This is a genomic window from Halanaerobacter jeridensis (assembly GCF_016908315.1).
GTDB lineage: Bacteria > Bacillota > Halanaerobiia > Halobacteroidales > Halobacteroidaceae > Halanaerobacter > Halanaerobacter jeridensis.
In genome coordinates, this window is record NZ_JAFBDQ010000003.1 from 126,685 (window position 1) to 141,662 (window position 14,978).

Sequence of the window (14,978 nt, forward strand, 5' to 3'; positions counted from 1 at the left end):
TTTTAAATTTTCAGATTAATAAGAACCATAAAAAGTATTAATCTCATCAGTGATAAAAAAAATCTTCACTCCTGGGTCATTCTTTTTTTTATCAATTAATTTTTTAGTTAATTGATTAGATAAATCTGGAAAATCATAATGGTCTGCATACTGACCATTAAATAAAAACATGTCTACTACTATTGTCTTTTCAGCCTCTTCAATTATTTCAAATATTTTAGAGAAAATTTCTTGTTCATAAACTTTTTCTCCCTGTTTTTGATAAGTCAAATCGTATAAAAATTCTACACTCGAATTTTTATATCTTTTACTTTGTAATGCAACTCCTTCAGGAAGCGGCTTAAGCAGACCATAAATACCGGTTAGCAAAACTAAAAACAATAATACTACCACCACAATTAACAATTTCTTCTTAGTTTTCATTTTTAATTCTCCCATCTATTATACTAATAGCTATAGTATTTATTTAGCATCAACAACCCAAATTCCTCCTTTTTAATATTTTACATTTTTTATTAATCTGATTCAAAAAAATAAAAACCTCACCACTTTCGTGATGAGGTCGGTATAAACTCTATAATTTGATTAAGCTAACATTGCTTCTAAATCATTTTCTACAGTAGTATTAGGTTTAATATTAAACTTATCCACTAGTACATCTAATACATTTTCAGAAACAAAAGCAGGTAATTTAGGTCCTAAATGAATATCTTCCACACCTAAATAAAGTAATGCTAATAATACTAATACTGCTTTTTGTTCATACCACGCAATATTGTATTCAATTGGTAATTCATTGATATCATCAACATCAAAAGCTTCAGCTAACTTTTTAGCAATTACAACTAAAGAATAAGAGTCATTACATTGACCAGCATCTAATACTCTTGGAATACCGCCAATATCTCCTAAATCTAGCTTGTTATAACGGAACTTAGCACAACCTGCTGTTAGAATTACTGTATCTTCAGGCAACTGCTTAGCAAATTCAGTATAATAATCGCGATCTTTATGACGTCCATCACAACCACCCATCACAAAGAATTTCTTAATATCACCATTTTTAACTGCTTCTACTACTTTATCAGCTACTCCTGAGACTGCATTATGAGCAAAGCCTCCCATAATTGTACCTGACTCTAATTCTTCAGGTGCTTCACATTGCTTAGCATGGTCAATAACTGCACTAAAGTCTTTAGCTTGATCATCTTTTCGACCTGGAATATGGTCTACACCATCAAAGCCAACCACACCAGTAGTATAAACTCGATCTTTATAAGAATCTTTAGGCGGCACAATACAATTAGTTGTCATTAAAATTGGACCATTAAACTTTTCAAACTCTTCTTTCTGTTTCCACCAAGAACCACCATAATTACCTGCAAAGTGATCATATTTCTTAAATTCAGGATAAGACTGAGCCGGCAGCATTTCACCGTGCGTATATACTTCTACACCAGTTCCTTTAGTTTGTTCTAATAATTCTTCTAGATCTCTTAAATCATGACCACTAACTAAAATACCAGGTTTATCTCCAGTCCCCAACTCTACTTCAGTTGGTTCAGGATGACCATAATTTTCAGTATTAGCCTTATCTAATAGTGCCATAGTATCAACGCCAAATTTACCACACTTCATAACTAAAGCTAATAAGTCATCAATACCTAAACTATCATCAGTAGTTGCAGCCAAGCCTTCCATTAAGAAAGAGAAAATTTCATCACTTTTTTCACCTAATACATAAGCATGGTCAGCATAAGCAGAAATTCCTTTTAAACCGTAAGTTAATAATTCACGCAACGAATTGATATCTTCATTTTCAGTAGTTGGAATACCTACTTCTTCAGCCTTTTGATAAATTTCTGCTTCATTATCTGCAGTCCAAGTTGCCATTTCTGGAACTTCAGCTTCTAACTCTGCTTCTGAACCATCATACTCTGCTAATAATTCTTCTTTTACTTCTTCTCTAACTTCAAAAGCCTCTTCAATCAACTCTACAAAATCATCTTCGGCAAAATTAGCATTAGTAATTGTAGCAAACAAGCTTTCCATGATAAATTCTCCAGCTTGCTCATCTTTAATCCCTAATTCTTCCGCTTTAACACCATAAACAGAAATTCCTTTTAATAAATATACTAATAAATCCTGCAAATTAGCTACAGTATCTGTCTTCCCACAAACACCTTGTACCGTACATCCTTCACCTTTAGCCGTTTCTTCACATTGATAACAAAACATAGACATATTAAAAGCCTCCTTATTATTTTTTTATTACTGCTATGAGGGGGAATGAGCTTTGCAGACTATAAAGCTGCATCATTCCCCCTCCTTTCTCAGCAGTAATAAATAATTTTCAACTATTACATTTATAAGTATAACTAACTTGCAAAGTTTAAGATATGATATATATCACACATAGTGAATCTTTTTATAAAAATCATTTCTAATCACAGTGCATTTTCTCTTTTGCTTCATCCCACGGGACTCTATAGCCTTGACCTTTAGAACAAAATACAGAAGAAGAACTATACTCCTCATCTGCAATTTTATCATAGTTACTCTTTTCTATGACTTCAGCTTGATTATGGCAGATATCATATCCGCCAAATACCAAATTTATCATTCCTTTACCACTAGTAAAAGATGCTACTTCAGTCGGATAATTCATCAAAGTAGCAACTGGAGCTGTTCCTTTAATTATAGCTTTGTTTTCTATAACCTCTGGTTCTTCAAAACTACCACTCGCTTTTTCAATATCAGATAAAACTCGCCCCATATTATCTAAATCAACTTTGATTTTAAAATCATAATAAGGTTCCAGTAGAATATTATCAGCTTTTTCAAGTCCTTGCCTTAAAGCCCTATAAGTAGCTTCTCTAAAATCTCCCCCAGAAGTATGTTTGTTGTGAGCTTTACCTGTAATTAATGATATTTTCAAATCCGTCAAACCACTCCCAATCAATAATCCATTATGTTCTTTCTCAAAAATATGGTGTTTAACAAGATTTTGACGCCCACTACTCAAATCGTCGCTAGAACACAAATTTTCAAATACTATACCACTACCCCGTTTTCCTGCTTCTATTTTTAAATGAACTTCAGCATAATGTCGCAACGGCTCAAAATGACCATAGCCAAACACCTGATCTCTAATTGTTTCTTTATAGATAATGCTGGGTTCTTCAAAATCTATAGTAAGACCAAATCTATCCTGCACAATCTTTTTTAATACTTCCAGTTGAATAGGACCCATTACCCGAATCTGGATTTCCTGTGACTCTTTTTCCCAGTTAACCTGTAAAGAAGGATCTTCTTCATTTAAAATATTAAAAGCTCTTAACACTTCTTTGGTATTAATTTGAGAAGTAAAACTTACTTTTGATCTTAAAGTCGGTACCAGATTATAGCTTGGCCCTTGCTCAATATCACCTAAGGCTAATCCCGCTTTACTTTTAGATAATCCTAACACCCCAACTACTTGGCCCGCTTCAGCAGATTTCACCGTCTGATATTCTTTCCCATTATAAACTCTAATCTGAGTTATCTTTTCGGTTACTTCAGTCCCATTAATAGAATAGCTGAGTTTATCTCTTATCTTAATTCTACCACCTAATATTTTCATAAATGATATCTTATTTTCACTCTCATCATGAGCAATTTTATATATCCTAGCCTTAAAGCTTTCATCATTATAATTAGTTACTGTTAAATGGTGCAGGGTATCAAAAAATTCGATTACTCCTTCATTATGTAAAGCAGAACCACTTGCCGCTAAATATAGACTATTATTTTTAATCATTTTTTTTATCTGAGCTATCCATTTTTCTTGATTATATTTATTTTCAAGATACAATTCTAATAAGTTATCATTTCTTTCTGCTACAAACTCTATCAATTCTTGATTTAATCCTTCTCCTAAAGAACTAGGCAAAAATGCTGCATTTTCAGTTAAGTTATTTCTTATTTCTTCCATCACTTGTTCTACATTAGCACCAGCTCTATCTGTTTTATTAATAAAGAAAAAAGCTGGAACTTGATACTTTTTTAACAACTGCCACACTGTTTCTGTATGACCCTGAACACCTTCTACAGCACTTACAATTATAATTGCATAATCCATGACCATAATAGTTCTTTCCATTTCAGGAGAAAAATCAACATGACCTGGAGTATCTATTAAATAATAAGTATCTCCTTTATAATTCATCACAGCTTGTTCTGCAAATATAGTAATACCTCTTTCTTGTTCAAGTTGATGAATATCTAAGTAAGAATCTTGATGGTCTACTCGCCCAATCTTCTCAATTGTATCTGTGTGATATAAAAGTCCTTCCGAAAATGTAGTTTTCCCTGCATCTACATGAGCTATCACACCAATTGTTTTATCCAAAATAAAACCTCCTTAGTCAAATATAAGAATATTTACCGTCATCTAAAATAAAAAGCACTGGAAATTAATCCAGTAACTTTGTTGATAACTATTTTAAAAATTTCTCTGAATCACTTTATCAGCTAAAGCAATTAATATTTCTTGATAAGCATTATTTTCTAATTTATTTATTTTATCTTTAGCCTTTTTAATATATGATTCAGCAATGTCCAAAGTATAATCTAATCCCCCAGCTTTATTGACAATTTCTTTTATTTCAGAATGATTTTCTACTGGCTCTTCTAGTAATTCTTGCAATTGCTGGTCATAATCTGTTTCATTATAAACATATAAAATAGGTAAAGTATAAATCCCTTGAGTAAAATCATTATTATTTGGTTTACCTAAAGTTTGGCTATCTTCACTAAAATCTAATACATCATCAACAAGTTGATAGGCCATACCTAAATAGCGACCATAGTGAGCCGCTCTACGAATATTGAACTTACTTAAATCAGCTATTCCAGCTCCTAAAGCACAACTACCTTCAAATAATAAAGCAGTCTTACTTTTAATTCTTCTAAAATAATCCTTATAAGAAATTGACAGATTATTTCTTTCCTCTTGCTGTTTGATCTCTCCTTCACAAATTTTTCTGATGGTTTCTGCTATTTTTTGCAATTGTTGATTAGTAGCAGACCCAGATAAAATGTCAAATGTTAAAGTGAATAAGTAATCACCCGTAAACACAGCTACATCTTTACCATAATTTGCTTGTACAGTCTGCTTTCCTCGTCTTAAATCGGACTCATCAATAATATCATCATGAATCAAAGTTGCCATGTGCATTATTTCTACAGCAGCTGCAATCTGCCAAACCTTTTGCTTATCATATTCTCCAAAATGAGCAGTAGCAATTACCAAAGCTGGTCTTACCCGTTTACCACCTGCTTGAGCTAAACTTTGAATTGCTCCTTCTATTAGGGGCTCTCTACTAGCCAAGGCATCTTTTAAATAATCTTCAAAATCCTCCATCTCTTTTTTCAGTAAAGGAAATTCACTCCAAAACATATTCTATTACCTGCCTTTATATTAATTCACTATCTGATATTTATCATTTTTCAACAGATCCACCTTATCTCTAATTCCTTCTGTAATATATATTTTATTATCTTCAGTAGCTACTAAAGCTTGTACATTATCTAAATCATTAATCAATTCAAGACCTTTATCAACCCCCAGAATATAAACAATTGTTGACAAAGCATCAGCATCAAAAGAACTATCAGCTATAATTGTGGAACTAATAATTCCATTTTTAGCGGGACGTCCAGTATTAGGATTCAAAATATGGTGATATCTGACTCCATCTTTCATAAAATATCGTTCATAATTACCAGAAGTGACTACTGTTTTATTCTTTAATTTTATGCTAGCCATCACTTCTCCTCTATTGGCTTGGGGGGCTTGAATCCCTACTTCCCAAGCAGAACCATCGCCTTTAGTACCTAAGACTGATACATTGCCACCTAAACTAATAAAAGCCTTCTCTACATTTTTTCCTTTGAATAAATCAATTACTTTATCAGCCGCATATCCTTTAGCTATGCCACCTACATCTAAGCTCATATCTTTTTTTAATAACATTATCTTCTTCTTCTCAGGATAAAGCTTTACTTGTTGATAATCAACTAATTCTACTTTTTCTTTTAACTCATTTTCTTTAGGCACTTTTTGACTATCAGTTCCTATACCCCATAATTCAACTACAGGTCCTATAGTAGGATCGAATCTGCCCTTGCTTAACTTAGCATATTCAAGAGCCTTACTAACAACCCTATATGTATCATCACTAACTTTAACTGCCTTCTCCCCTGCCATTGCATTAATCTTATTAATTTCGCTCTCTTTAATATGTGAGCTTAGCTTTTGTTCTAGTCTATCAAGTAACTTAAATGTCGACTCAATTATTTGTTCTGCTTTGGGGCTATAGACTTTAATTTTAACTATAGTTCCCATCTTATAAGATGTCCTAGTTTTAGAAGTGCTTCGATTATTATAGAAAAAAATAGCTGCTAAAATTAAAACAAGTACTAAAGCTAATATATATAACTTTTTATTTCTCATAATTTCCCTCCCACTAAATTTGGTGGAATTTATCTATTTTAATTTATTCTATCATTGCTAATAATAACTTTCAACCACATATAACAAACAATTCCTACAAAAATACTATGAATTTGACATTCACCTAATAAAATAGTAAGATAAAAATATAATAATAATCATTATTACTTAATCAAACTTAGAAAAGGAGGGACGAACATGGACAAAAAAATAGCCATTCTCGGCGCAGGGTATGCAGGAGTTAAAGCAGCAAAAACTCTAAATAAAAAATTTAAAAAAGACGATTCAGTAGAAATAACTTTAATTGACCAAAACTCTCATCATACTCTTCTAACTGAGTTACATGAAGTTGCCGGGAATCGAATTGAAAGCAGCGGGGTTAAAATATCTTTAACAGATCTTTTTGCTAATAGTAAAGTAAATGTTGTTAAAGATAAAGTCAACGATATCAATACCGAAAAGCAAGAAATAATAGCCCACAATAGCAACTATGATTATGATTACTTAGTATTAGGGGTTGGCAGTGAACCTACCTATTTCAATATTCCAGGCATGGAAGAAAACGCTTTTACCCTCTGGTCATTAGAAGATGCTCAAAAAATTAATGATCATATCCGCAATATGTTTAAATTAGCTGCTAATGAACAAGACTTAGTTAAACGGCAACAAATGCTAACTTTTGTTATTGGCGGTGCTGGATTTACAGGAGTAGAAACTGCTGGTGAAATTGCAGAGTGGACAGACAAGCTATGTGAACAATATAACATCTCACCTCAGGAAGTTAGTATTAAAATAGTAGAAGCCCAAGAGGGCATCCTTCCGGTTTTAGAAGAAAAACAAGTTAAAAATGCTGAAAAATATTTAAGCGAAAAATTAGGAGTAGAATTACTTACACAATCCAATATTTGTGAAGTTAAGAACAACAGCATCATTATTAATAACTGCAGCAAGGAAGATGGTTATATTACTGATACTTCAAATCAAGAGGAAGAGATCGATACTAACACCCTAATTTGGACTGGTGGAATTAAAGCTAAAGATTTAGTTAAAAAAACAGGAGTTCAATTAAATCATAGAGACCGAATTGAAGTTAATGACTATCTCCAAACTTCTATTGAAAACATTTATGCTATTGGAGACAATGCCTATTTTGAAACCGAAGATAATTCTGCTCTTCCCCAATTAGTAGAAGGGGCTTTACAGGCAGGATCATGTGCAGCTCATAATATTTATGCTTCTATCACAAACAAAGAGTTGAAAGAATTTGATCCTCAATTACATGGAGTTATGGTTTCAATTGGTTCTAACTATGCAGTAGCTGAACTTAAACCAATTTCTAATCTTACTATTCCATTAGTAGGTTTTCTAGCGATGATGACAAAACATTTAATTAATATTCATTATCTTTTCGAAGTTAAAGGATTTAATCTAATTTTTAAATATATCAAAGAACAATTTAGTCATACTAAAGGAGGGATTGGCATGTTAGTGAGACACTTTTCTAAAAAGTCAGGTACCTTCTGGCTAGCATTTTTAAGAGTTTTCTTAGGCCTTCGCTTTCTACTAGAAGGGATTAGCAAACTCCAAAAGGGATGGCTAACTAGCCCAGATGGATTTCTTGTCTCCGGTGCTTCTTCAGTATTATGGAGTGAAGGTTCGCCAGAATGGTATATAAACTTACTTAAAACCTTTGTAGTTCCTCAGCAAGTGCTCTTTCAAAAAGTATTAGTTCTAACTGAATTAGCTGTAGGATTAAGCCTTATTTTTGGTTGCCTAACTATTTTAGGCGCTTTAGCAGCAGCAGGAATGAGTGCTAACTTTATCCTTGGAGCTATGGGATCATCCGCAGGAATTTGGGAACCAGTCTGGTTATTCTTAATTTCTATCACTATGCTTTCAGGGGCAGGCAAAGCTTTTGGAATAGATTATTATCTTATACCCTGGCTGCTTAATTTATCAGATCAATCAGTAGAATATAATGAAGATATTCCAGCCTAATCTTAAATTTATTATAGTTACCTAGCCTAGCTTCTAAGAGGTGATAGTAGATGCTGAAAAAATATTTGATTGCTTGGTGGAAGGCTTTACGGCCTTTTTCCTTATCTGTAGCATTAATTCCAACTACTTATGGCAGTATATTAGCTTGGACTGAAGGAAAATTTAACTGGCTAATATTTTTTCTAGTAATTTTAGGAGGAGTCTTATTACAAGCAGGTACTAATTTAGTAAATGACTATTTTGAATTTAAACAAGGCTTAGTTGAGGATAAAGCAAATTTAAATTTATCTTTTTCAGCTAGAGACCCCATTGAAAAGTTTATATTTTTATCGGGGCTATTCTGCTTTATAATTGTTATTCCTTTAGGCCTATACTTTATTTATCTAAAAGGCATTACTATCTTCATCTTAGGAGTGATTGGCCTCTGGGGAGGATATGCTTATACTGGTAAGCCTTTTGTCTATAAAAAAAAGGGCTTAGGTCCTTTACTTGTGTTCTTCTTAATGGGCAATTTAATGGTCTTTGGTAGTTATTATATGCAAACTGGATATCTTTCTTGGCTCCCCTGGTTAGCATCAATACCTATTTGTTTACTAACTTCATTACTACTCATTAGTAATGAGTTAAGAGATATTAAAAAGGATGCTGCTAAAGGGATTAAAACTATGTCAGTTAGACTGGGAGAAAAAAAGTCTATTACAATCTTTAAAATGATTTTAATAATAACTTATTTAAGTCAAATCATGCTAATAAAATTTAATATTTTTTCTAGTCTAAGTTTATTTACTATAATCATTATTCCTTTAGCTTTTCGTCTGCTTAAATTAATCAAGACTAACCGAAAAAAGTTAGTTTTTAAAACAGCTCATTTCCATATGTACTATGGATTAATTTTAATTTTCACTAAATTATTAACACAGTTCATACTTTAAAGGAGGTATGTAAATATGAAGAAATTTTTAAGTTTAACTTTAGTAATTTTGTTATCACTTGTAGTATTAACAGGTTGTGGAGGTAGTCAGCAGGCAACAAATGAAGACCAAGGTCAAGAGGAAACAGATGTAGTAACAACAGCTTCTATCGTTAAAGAAGAACAAGCTTTTCAAGAGGCAATCACTAAAGATGGTACTTGGATTATAGCTACATTAAATGATTTATCTTTTGACCAAGAACTTGTAGTAGAAGGTACATTCCATGATAAAGGTAACTCTGACAATGAAGTATATCGTAAGCTTGCTCCATATAGTCAAGATGATGACCATAATATCACTGAAAGATATACTATTACTGCACCAAAGATGACTATTAAAAGTCCTAATACCAAATTCCAGGGTGGTACTTTCGTTGGAGATGTTTATGTTCAGGCTAATGGATTTACTTTAGAAGATGCTACTGTAGAAGGTAATATCTACTTTGCTACAGAAGAATATAAATCAAGTGCTAATATTACAGATAAAAGTGAAGTCACTGGCAATACAGAAGTTAAGGGGTCAACAGACGTAGTATCTGCTGCTTCAATAGTTAAAGAAGAAGAAGTCTTCAAGAAAGCTATTGCTAAAAATGGTAAGTGGATTATCGCTACATTAAATGATCTATCTTTTGACCAGAAACTTGTAGTAGAAGGTACCTTCCATGACAAAGGTAATTCCGACAATAAAGTCTATCGTAAGATAGCTCCTTATACTCAAGATGATAATTACAATGTTACTGAGCGCTTTACTATCTCTGCTCCAAAAATGACGATTAAAAGTCCTAATACTAAGTTCCAAGCTGGAACTTTTGTGGGCGATATTTATGTGCAGGCTAATGGATTTACTCTAGAAGATGCTACAATTGATGGAGACCTTTACTTTGCTACAGAAGAATATGAATCAAGTGCTAATATTACAGATAAAAGTGAAGTTACTGGTACGGTTAGCGTAAAGTAATTAGTATTTAGTTAAATATATTATAAATAATTAATAGGAGCGGCTATCTAAACTAGATAGCCGCTCCTGCTTTGTTTTAACTATGTCATTTTATTTAATTACTATTGTAACTCATTTTTTATTTCTTGAAATTCTTCTTTATCTATTTCACCTTTAGCATATCTTTTTTTAGCTATTTCTAAAGGGTCTTCTGTAGATTTAGAATTGGAATTATAATTACTCGGATAATGAGAATCATTGGAGGAACTATTACTAAATTGTTTCACTAAGAAAATAATCAGTCCTACAATTACAACTAACCACAGAATCATCATTATCATTCCACCTCCTCCAAAACCACCCATAAATCCACGTCCCATGTGATGCCACATAAAATATCATCTCCTTTTTAAAATAATTTGTTAATCTATTCTAATTTAAAATCCATTCATCATTCCGCCGCCGTGATGTCCACCTGGACCATAACCATTAGCTCCAGGACCTCGCTGCATCATACCTGGTTCATACATCTGTCCTCTGCGTCTAAAACCACGACCATATCTACCGCAATTATAAAAACCCATACCTCTCATACCTCTCATACCATATCTACTCATCTCTTCTAGTTGTCTATCACTTAGCATTGCTCTTAATTCCAATCTATACTGCTGATTAATCTCAAATAATTCTTGTCTTAATTTATTAATTTCGCTGTGCATTTCATTTATTCTTTCTTTTTTAACATCTTTATCAATATAAGCATCTCTTAAATCTTCTTGCTTATCCCAAAGATTGTCTCTTAAATCATCCACTCGATCATAATATTCATCTTCTAACTCTTCTAAATCATCTATCTGCTGTTCAGATAAACGAAGTTGATTATAGTAATCATTCTGGTCATAACCATTACCTCTTCTAGTCCTTCCATGGCCCAACACTAAAACTGATAATCCTAATACTAAAACTACTACCAAACTAATACTCATTATTTTTTTCATACTTATCGCCTCCTAATTAATTTTATTTTCTATTTACAGAAAATCATATCTTTATAACTTATTTATAGTATACTAGCTAAATATTAAGAAAGTATTAAGAAAAGTATTAAAAAACTATTAAATAATAAATTTAGCAAATTTTAATACTTTTATACCCCTACCCCCTATTGGTATATTAATATAATACTATCTTAATTCTGATTTGTCAAATTAGAATTATCTAATCTTAAATTAATCTTTACTTGTTTGCCAGAAACTAAAAAAGCACTCTAAATAAAAATTAGAGTGCTTACGAAAAAAGTTCTAAATTATCCAACTAATAAACAATACCGTTAACAAAATCGAAAATAGTAATTTTATCTGCTTCCACTTTTAATTCATACTCATCAAAACTATAGTTATTTTCAGAAGCAGTAAGTGTATAATTCCCAGGAGATACATCTTTAATCACAAATCCTGCTCCACCAGAACTTTGTGTTTCAGTCAAGTCATAATTTACTCCAGCATCATCCATGTAACCAATAGTACCACTACTAGGATTCAACTCCACACTAGCACCATATATTCTCTCATAAGAAGTTGCGTCAACTTCTGCTGTTTCTCCTCCTATCAGACCAGTACCTTCAGTATATCCTACTCCTTCTGCTTCAGTTGCAGTTAACATTGCAATAAACAAGTCATCTTCAGCTACAATATTATCTCTTTCTCCCCAGACTAAACTGCCATCTACAACTTCAAAATAAGGTGATAAGGTAGGTAAATAAGACTCTTCAACTGCTTCTAAATAATATTTGCCATCGATAATTTGAGAAGCAAAGCTAAATAATCCTGCATTATCAGTAGTAGTTTCAGCCACTTTCATATCATTAGTACCATATATTTCAATTACAGCTCCATTAACAGCTTCTTCTGAAAAAGCTGTTTCTACTGTCCCAGCAATAGTAATCGGAGTCGCCTGGCTTTCTATTTCAAAATCAATTCCTAGCTCTTCATCACCAGATATAACTATTTGCTGTGCTTCATCGCCTACATCCATACCATAAAACCCTGCTGAGTCAAGAGGACCACTAGAATCTGAAACATCAATTTCACCATTCCCATTTAAATCCTTATAAGCAATTACATAATATTCTCCATCTGGGATTTCATTAATAGTATAGCTACTACCGGATGATATAGTTGTTTCCTTAACAATAGTTAAATTTGTAGTATCTGTACTATCAGCAGTTGGGTTTTCTTCAATCACTAATACTTTAATAGGAACAATAGCACCTAAATCACTACTTTGGTCAGTTATTGTTCCAACAATAGAACCACTGCTATTTGAATCATCTCCTCCTCCTGATGAACTTGAACATCCTACCAATATAAACAACATAAACAGGGAACCTAACAATAAGATTTTTCTATTTCTCATAAGCTCCACCTTCTTTTCTTATTTTTATTCTATACTTATATTATACTACTTTTTTTATTTTAAAACTATATAATTATAATGAAATTGCTTTTTAACATAATAATTTTTATAAAATTTAAAATAACATTTGTTATCTACTATTATATTTAATCAATCCAAAAAATATATAAGACCTCTGATAAATATCAGAGGTCTTATTAAATAATTACTTTTTAACTTAACTCTTCTAAAATATCATCCCCTAGTTCTAAATGTCCTTCTCCAGCATTATTAATCTGATTGATTTTGGCAAAAATATCATCTATTAAATCGGTAACTTGATTAAACTGATTATCTAATCTCTCAAAGCTATGCTGTAAATCCCCCATATAAGAAGTTAAATCTTCCATATTATCCTGCGAACCATCAACTGAATTTTGAATTTCGGCTGTATTTTCATTTATGTTTTCTAATAAATCAGAAGTTTGTTCAGCTAATTCTTTTATTTCTTCAGCTACAACTGAAAAACCAGACCCAGCTTCTCCAGCCCGTGCAGCCTCAATAGAAGCATTTAAAGCTAACATATTAGTCTGCTCAGCAATACTTTGAATTTCTTCAGTGAATTGAACAATTTTTTCAATACGCTCTACTAACTGCCTAAAACGATCATCAAAATTATTTAATTCCTGCTCAGAATCAGCAAGAATTTTATTTACTTCAGCAATTATTTCTTCGTTAGTTTCATTTTTATCTAACAGCTGTTCAGTATCAGAATTTATTTCATTTACCTGCTCTATAATCCAACTATCTTCCTCTTCCATTTGTTTCATTTTGCTTCTAACTTTATTCTTTAAATTAATTAATTTTTCTTTTCTAACTGTATCTTCTTCTAATTTACTTTCTAATTCAGCTATTCGAGATTCTTTTTCTTCTAACTTATCCTTTAACTCTTCATTTTCAATTTCTAATCTTTCTTTTTCTTCTTTTAATTCACTATCACTTCCAAACATATTATATCATCCCTTTCTATAAATAATTCTTTATAATTTCTTATAAAAATATAGCTTATGTAATTAAGTCGTTATATTTTATAAACGAAAATAATTAATATTCTTTTATTTAATTTTAACAAATCATTGCGGAATTTTTAACTATAATTAAATAATAATAACAAAAAATTAATTAGCCAGAGGAATATTCCTCTGGCCAGCAAAATTAAACTGCTTTTACTTCCTCAACTTCAGGAATTTCTGCTTTCAATTTTTTCTCAATTCCATTCTTTAAAGTCATCTGCGACATTGGACATCCTGCACACGCACCCTGCAGTTCAACTTCTACTACACCCTCATCAGTAACATTAACTAATTCAACATCTCCACCATCAGCCTGCAGAGATGGTCTGATTTCTCCTATTACCTCTTCTACTTTATCTCTCATAATTAATCTCTCCTTTTTATTGATAGTTAAGTTTTTTATTCATCCTTTAATTGCTTATTCATGAAATTAAGTAAAGGAGTTAATTTAACTAATGTTGGAGCTCCTTTTAACCACACTACTTGTCGAAAAACTTCAATTATTTCCTCTCTAGTTGCTCCTTCTTGAATTGCTTTTTTCATTTCTAACTTAGCTCGTTCTTCATGGTCATCAAATATTGCACTTGATAATGCAATCAAATATTTATATTTCATTGGAATTACTTCATCCCGCCATACAATATCATGATAATCTGAAATAATCTGTTGAAAATCTTCTCCTAAATTTTCACCTGTAAAAACTCCTGGGGGAATAAAGCCAAGCTCTTCTTTAAATTTTTCTTTCATTTCTTCTTTACTAAATCTTTCTTCAGTTTTATCATTCATATTTTTTTCCCTCCCAGATATTATTTTCGTTCTCACTTACTACAATTATATTTTAATATATATAATATAATTATAGTATGACTTATATCACAAAAAGTATATTATTTTTATAATTGATAATAACTATCATTTCTAATTAAAATTATATCTTCTTTCCCCACTCTTGTCAATAACTTCCTCTCTTTTATCATTTAAGTTAAATCCATATTATTATATTAAAATTAAAAAATATATGATTTATATCACATAAGATTATTTTTCACAATAAATTAGATTAAAAATGCTTATTTATTAAAAACAAATAAATATATAATCTCATGGTAT

14 protein-coding genes are annotated in these 14,978 nt (G+C 31.6%); 3 read left to right on the forward strand and 11 right to left on the reverse strand.

From position 1 onward, the window contains the following. Positions 1-15 precede the first annotated feature (15 nt). From JOC47_RS03550 to JOC47_RS03570, 5 genes are all read right to left on the reverse strand, one after another. Complete coding sequence (locus JOC47_RS03550; RefSeq protein WP_204700603.1) at positions 16-423, reverse strand: phospholipase D-like domain-containing protein; 408 nt, start codon at positions 421-423, stop codon at positions 16-18. Between the two features lie 162 nt (positions 424-585). After that, positions 586-2,244: a hydroxylamine reductase gene (gene hcp, locus JOC47_RS03555; protein WP_204700604.1), complete on the reverse strand. Its 1,659-nt coding sequence runs from the start codon at positions 2,242-2,244 to the stop codon at positions 586-588. A 199-nt stretch (positions 2,245-2,443) separates the two neighbouring features. Next, entirely contained in the window at positions 2,444-4,390 is a 1,947-nt protein-coding gene (locus JOC47_RS03560) for a GTP-binding protein (protein WP_204700605.1), read from the reverse strand. 93 nt (positions 4,391-4,483) lie between these two features. Then, positions 4,484-5,440: a polyprenyl synthetase family protein gene (locus JOC47_RS03565; protein WP_204700606.1), complete on the reverse strand. Its 957-nt coding sequence runs from the start codon at positions 5,438-5,440 to the stop codon at positions 4,484-4,486. Positions 5,441-5,461: 21 nt separating this feature from the next. Continuing rightward, positions 5,462-6,496, reverse strand: a complete 1,035-nt coding sequence (locus JOC47_RS03570; RefSeq protein ID WP_204700607.1) for an FAD:protein FMN transferase — start codon at positions 6,494-6,496, stop codon at positions 5,462-5,464. A 198-nt stretch (positions 6,497-6,694) separates the two neighbouring features. Between JOC47_RS03570 and JOC47_RS03575 the strand changes: the two genes are divergently transcribed. From JOC47_RS03575 to JOC47_RS03585, 3 genes are read left to right on the forward strand one after another with little or no spacing between them, the layout of a single operon-like run. After that, complete coding sequence (locus tag JOC47_RS03575) at positions 6,695-8,494, forward strand: FAD-dependent oxidoreductase (protein ID WP_204700608.1); 1,800 nt, start codon at positions 6,695-6,697, stop codon at positions 8,492-8,494. 50 nt (positions 8,495-8,544) lie between these two features. Continuing rightward, entirely contained in the window at positions 8,545-9,426 is an 882-nt protein-coding gene (locus JOC47_RS03580) for a prenyltransferase (protein ID WP_204700609.1), read from the forward strand. A gap of 15 nt (positions 9,427-9,441) precedes the next feature. Beyond that, positions 9,442-10,422, forward strand: a complete 981-nt coding sequence (locus JOC47_RS03585; RefSeq protein WP_204700610.1) for a hypothetical protein — start codon at positions 9,442-9,444, stop codon at positions 10,420-10,422. A gap of 101 nt (positions 10,423-10,523) precedes the next feature. Here the strand turns inward: JOC47_RS03585 and JOC47_RS03590 are convergent, their stop codons facing one another. From JOC47_RS03590 to JOC47_RS03615, 6 genes are all read right to left on the reverse strand, one after another. Next, positions 10,524-10,793, reverse strand: coding sequence for an SHOCT domain-containing protein (locus JOC47_RS03590; protein WP_204700611.1), 270 nt, complete (start codon positions 10,791-10,793; stop codon positions 10,524-10,526). A gap of 45 nt (positions 10,794-10,838) precedes the next feature. Further along, positions 10,839-11,399 carry a periplasmic heavy metal sensor gene (locus tag JOC47_RS03595; RefSeq protein ID WP_204700612.1) on the reverse strand — a complete coding sequence of 187 codons (561 nt, stop codon included), beginning with the start codon at positions 11,397-11,399 and terminating at the stop codon, positions 10,839-10,841. Between the two features lie 316 nt (positions 11,400-11,715). After that, complete coding sequence (locus JOC47_RS03600; protein WP_204700613.1) at positions 11,716-12,816, reverse strand: DUF2141 domain-containing protein; 1,101 nt, start codon at positions 12,814-12,816, stop codon at positions 11,716-11,718. Positions 12,817-13,028: 212 nt separating this feature from the next. Beyond that, positions 13,029-13,805 (reverse strand): methyl-accepting chemotaxis protein, encoded by a 777-nt coding sequence (locus tag JOC47_RS03605; protein WP_204700614.1) that lies wholly within the window; start codon positions 13,803-13,805, stop codon positions 13,029-13,031. Between the two features lie 205 nt (positions 13,806-14,010). Next, positions 14,011-14,232: a NifU family protein gene (locus JOC47_RS03610; protein ID WP_204700615.1), complete on the reverse strand. Its 222-nt coding sequence runs from the start codon at positions 14,230-14,232 to the stop codon at positions 14,011-14,013. Positions 14,233-14,267: 35 nt separating this feature from the next. Then, positions 14,268-14,654, reverse strand: a complete 387-nt coding sequence (locus tag JOC47_RS03615; protein ID WP_204700616.1) for a carboxymuconolactone decarboxylase family protein — start codon at positions 14,652-14,654, stop codon at positions 14,268-14,270. Positions 14,655-14,978 lie beyond the last annotated feature (324 nt).

Excerpts from the sequence above, each read along its gene's own strand:
- JOC47_RS03585 (WP_204700610.1), top strand. The coding sequence starts at position 9,442 with ATGAAGAAATTTTTAAGTTTAACTTTAGTAATTTTGTTATCACTTGTA.
- JOC47_RS03595 (WP_204700612.1), bottom strand. The coding sequence starts at position 11,399 with ATGAAAAAAATAATGAGTATTAGTTTGGTAGTAGTTTTAGTATTAGGA.
- JOC47_RS03590 (WP_204700611.1), bottom strand. The coding sequence starts at position 10,793 with ATGTGGCATCACATGGGACGTGGATTTATGGGTGGTTTTGGAGGAGGT.
- JOC47_RS03565 (WP_204700606.1), bottom strand. The coding sequence starts at position 5,440 with ATGTTTTGGAGTGAATTTCCTTTACTGAAAAAAGAGATGGAGGATTTT.
- JOC47_RS03615 (WP_204700616.1), bottom strand. The coding sequence starts at position 14,654 with ATGAATGATAAAACTGAAGAAAGATTTAGTAAAGAAGAAATGAAAGAA.
- JOC47_RS03570 (WP_204700607.1), bottom strand. The coding sequence starts at position 6,496 with ATGAGAAATAAAAAGTTATATATATTAGCTTTAGTACTTGTTTTAATT.
- JOC47_RS03600 (WP_204700613.1), bottom strand. The coding sequence starts at position 12,816 with ATGAGAAATAGAAAAATCTTATTGTTAGGTTCCCTGTTTATGTTGTTT.
- hcp (WP_204700604.1), bottom strand. The coding sequence starts at position 2,244 with ATGTCTATGTTTTGTTATCAATGTGAAGAAACGGCTAAAGGTGAAGGA.
- JOC47_RS03610 (WP_204700615.1), bottom strand. The coding sequence starts at position 14,232 with ATGAGAGATAAAGTAGAAGAGGTAATAGGAGAAATCAGACCATCTCTG.
- JOC47_RS03550 (WP_204700603.1), bottom strand. The coding sequence starts at position 423 with ATGAAAACTAAGAAGAAATTGTTAATTGTGGTGGTAGTATTATTGTTT.
- JOC47_RS03580 (WP_204700609.1), top strand. The coding sequence starts at position 8,545 with ATGCTGAAAAAATATTTGATTGCTTGGTGGAAGGCTTTACGGCCTTTT.
- JOC47_RS03605 (WP_204700614.1), bottom strand. The coding sequence starts at position 13,805 with ATGTTTGGAAGTGATAGTGAATTAAAAGAAGAAAAAGAAAGATTAGAA.
- JOC47_RS03575 (WP_204700608.1), top strand. The coding sequence starts at position 6,695 with ATGGACAAAAAAATAGCCATTCTCGGCGCAGGGTATGCAGGAGTTAAA.